This window comes from Kitasatospora sp. NPDC036934 (assembly GCF_055608425.1).
This window is the reverse complement of sequence record NZ_JBVJQR010000055.1, coordinates 1-2,871: the sequence shown is the minus strand read 5'-3', so window position 1 is coordinate 2,871 and position 2,871 is coordinate 1. Positions and strand designations below refer to the sequence as shown.

The window sequence follows — 2,871 nt, the reverse complement described above, 5'->3', positions numbered from 1 at the left end:
CGGTGGTTGCTGCCGTCGGCGATGTAGAGGGCGCCCGCGCCGTCCACCGCCAGCCCGCGCGGGTAGTACAGCTGGGCCTTGTTGGCCGGGCCGTTGTCACCGCTGAAGCCCGCGACCCCGGTCCCCGCGACCGTGCTGATCCGGCCGTCCGTGGTGATCCTCCTGACCCGGTGGCCGTTGTAGTCGGAGACGTAGAGGATGCCGGTGCTGTCCACCGTCACCGCCAACGGGTAGTTCAGCTGGGCCTTGTTGGCCGGGCCGTTGTCGCCGGTGGAGGCGGCGGTGCCGGTTCCGGCGATGGTGGTGATCGTGCCGTCGGCCGTGATCTTCCGGATCCGCTGGTTTGCGGCGTCGGCGATGTAGAGGGCGCCCGCGCGGTCCGCCGCCAGGCCGCGCGGCTGGTTCAACTGGGCCTTGTTGGCCGGGCCGTTGTCACCGCTGAAGCTCGCGGAAGCGGTGCCAGCGATGGTGCTGATCCGGCCGTCCGTGGTGACCTTCCGGATCCGGTTGTTGCTGTAGTCGGCGATGTAGAGGGTGCCCGTGCTGTCCACCGTCACCCCCAGCGGGTAGTTCAGCTGGGCCGAAGCGGCAGGCCCGCCGTCCCCGGCGAACCCTCCTGTACCCGTCCCCGCGGCCGTGGCGATCGGAGGGACGGACGGGTTGTTGGGAGTGCTCATCGTCATTCCTTCGGTCGTGGTGCCCGACATTCGGTCAGATGGGGAGCAGCTGCCATTGCCGGTTGCGGTGGTCGCCGTCGGCCCCTCGCTGCTGGACGGCCGCGGGGGTGGTGGCATCGACGCGCAGCAGCAAGCCGCTGTGCCGGTTGGCGATCTCGAACACCCGGGGGCTGTCGGTCGCGGGGCCGATGGGGATCAGCCGCCACTGCTGGTGGTGTGCGTCAGCGCCCTGGTAGGCGCGCTGCGCGACCACCGTCCCGTGCACCTTCAGCCCGTCGGGGACCTCCAGGACCAAGCCGCTGCGCACGTTCTCGAAGGTGTAGAGCACCTCGCCGTCCTCCTGGCCAGCCACCACCAGGCGCCAGCGCTGGTGCTCCCGGGGCGCGGCGATGACCTGGTGGATCTCGGCCCCGTCCTTGGTGGACTCGCGCAGGGCGCCCATCCGCAGCCTGCTGCGGACGTTGGCCCAGGAGACCACCGTGCCCGTCGCGGGCAGGCCGGCCGTCGCGGGCGAGGTGATCCTCCGGATCCGATTGCCGCTGTACTCGGCGATGTAGAGCGTGCCGACGCAGTCCAGGGCGAGCCCCACGGGGCTGTCCAGCTGGGCTTCGTCCCCGGGGCCGCCGTCGCCGGTGGAGCCGGCGGTGCCGGTGCCGGCGATGGTGGTGATGATGCCGTCGGCCGTGACCTTCCGGACCCGGTGGTTGCCGCTCTCGGCGATGTAGAGGCTGCCCGCGCTGTCCGCCACCACCCCTGTCGGGATGGTCAGTTGGGCCTGGTCCGCCGGCCCGCCGTCGCCGGTGGAGCCCGCGGTGCCGGTGCCGGCGATGGTGGTGATGATGCCGTCGGCCGTGATCTTCCTGATGCGGTGGTTGCCGCTCTCGGCGATGTAGAGGCTGCCCGCGCTGTCCATCACCAGCGCGTGCGGGCGGTTCAGTTGGGCCTTGTTGGCCGGGCCGCCGTCGCCGCTGAAGCCGGCGGTGCCGGTGCCGGCGATGGTGGTGATCACGCCGTCGGCCGTGACCTTCCGGACCCGGTGGTCGTCGTAGTCGGCGATGTAGAGGATGCCGGTGCTGTCCACCACCACCCCGAACGGGCTGACCAGCTGGGCCTTGTCAGCCGGGCCGTTGTCGCCGGTGGAGGCGGCGGTGCCGGTTCCGGCGATGGTGGTGATCGCGCCGTCGGCCGTGACCTTCCGGACCCGGTGGTTGTCGCCATCGGCGATGTAGAGGGTGCCCGCGCCGTCCACCGCCGCCCCGCGCGGGTAGTTCAGTTGGGCCTTGTCCGCAGGGCCGTTGTCACCACTGAAGCCCGCAGTCCCGGTGCCCGCGACCGTGCTGATCCTCCCGTCCGTCGTGACCTTCCGGACCCGGTGGTTGTCGCGGTCGGCGAAGTAGAGGGTGCCGGTGCTGTCCACCGCGATCCCGGACGGGCGGTTCAACTCGGCCCGGACGGCACGCCCGTTGTCCCCCTTGGGGCCCGCGACTCCGGTCCCCGCGACCGTGCTGATCACGGGGGCAGGGCCCTCGCTGCCTGTGGTTGCCTCGGGGGCAGTGCTCATCGTCATCCCTTCACCGTTCACGGGCCGCCTGTTGGTCTTTTTGCAGGGGGCTGGCGGGTGATTCCAGAAAGTCATACGGGCATGGGGATAGCAACTGCCCGTTCGGGTGCTTCCTTGCACAGCAGGTTGACGAGCCTGGTGAATGCCTGGCGGATAGCCAACTTCCCGGCAGAATTCAGTGCATGAGTGAGATCCGGACGCAAGGGCGCCGGCGGCGTTGGAGCCACTCGCGCACCAGCTCGACGTCCCACTGGCCCGGATCGACGACGCCGGGCACGAACCCTGGCTGGAGCGGGAGTGTCAAATCAACGGCTCTGTCCCGTAATCGGTGGCAACGGCCAGTCTCACAAGCCCGCCGCCGACGACAGCCCAGGAACGACAGTCTTCTGGCCTGCATATTCACCGTTCAGCGTTTCGGCCCCCGGGCATAGCGGATGCCCGACTCAGTGATGCCAGACATCCAGGCCGACGCGCCGACCCGACCAGCACTCGAAGCCGTGACCTGCAGAATCCTCGATCACGCGCATTCCCGCGACTAAGAAGTCATCTCATTTGGGTGAGTAGACTCCGGGCGTGCTGATCGTGGAGCGTCTGGTGCCGGACGAGTTGTGGGAGCTGTTCCAGTTGGTGGTG

The 2,871-nt window shown here is 69.6% G+C and carries 2 protein-coding genes; both read right to left on the bottom strand.

The genetic code is table 11. From position 1 onward, the window contains the following. On the bottom strand, window positions 1–677 hold a 677-nt coding region (locus ACZ7BZ_RS37600), incomplete at its 3' end, for an NHL domain-containing protein (RefSeq protein ID WP_470362304.1). Between the two features lie 34 nt (window positions 678–711). Then, window positions 712–2,238: an NHL domain-containing protein gene (locus ACZ7BZ_RS37595; protein ID WP_470362303.1), complete on the bottom strand. Its 1,527-nt coding sequence runs from the start codon at window positions 2,236–2,238 to the stop codon at window positions 712–714. Between the last annotated feature and the right edge of the window lie 633 nt (window positions 2,239–2,871).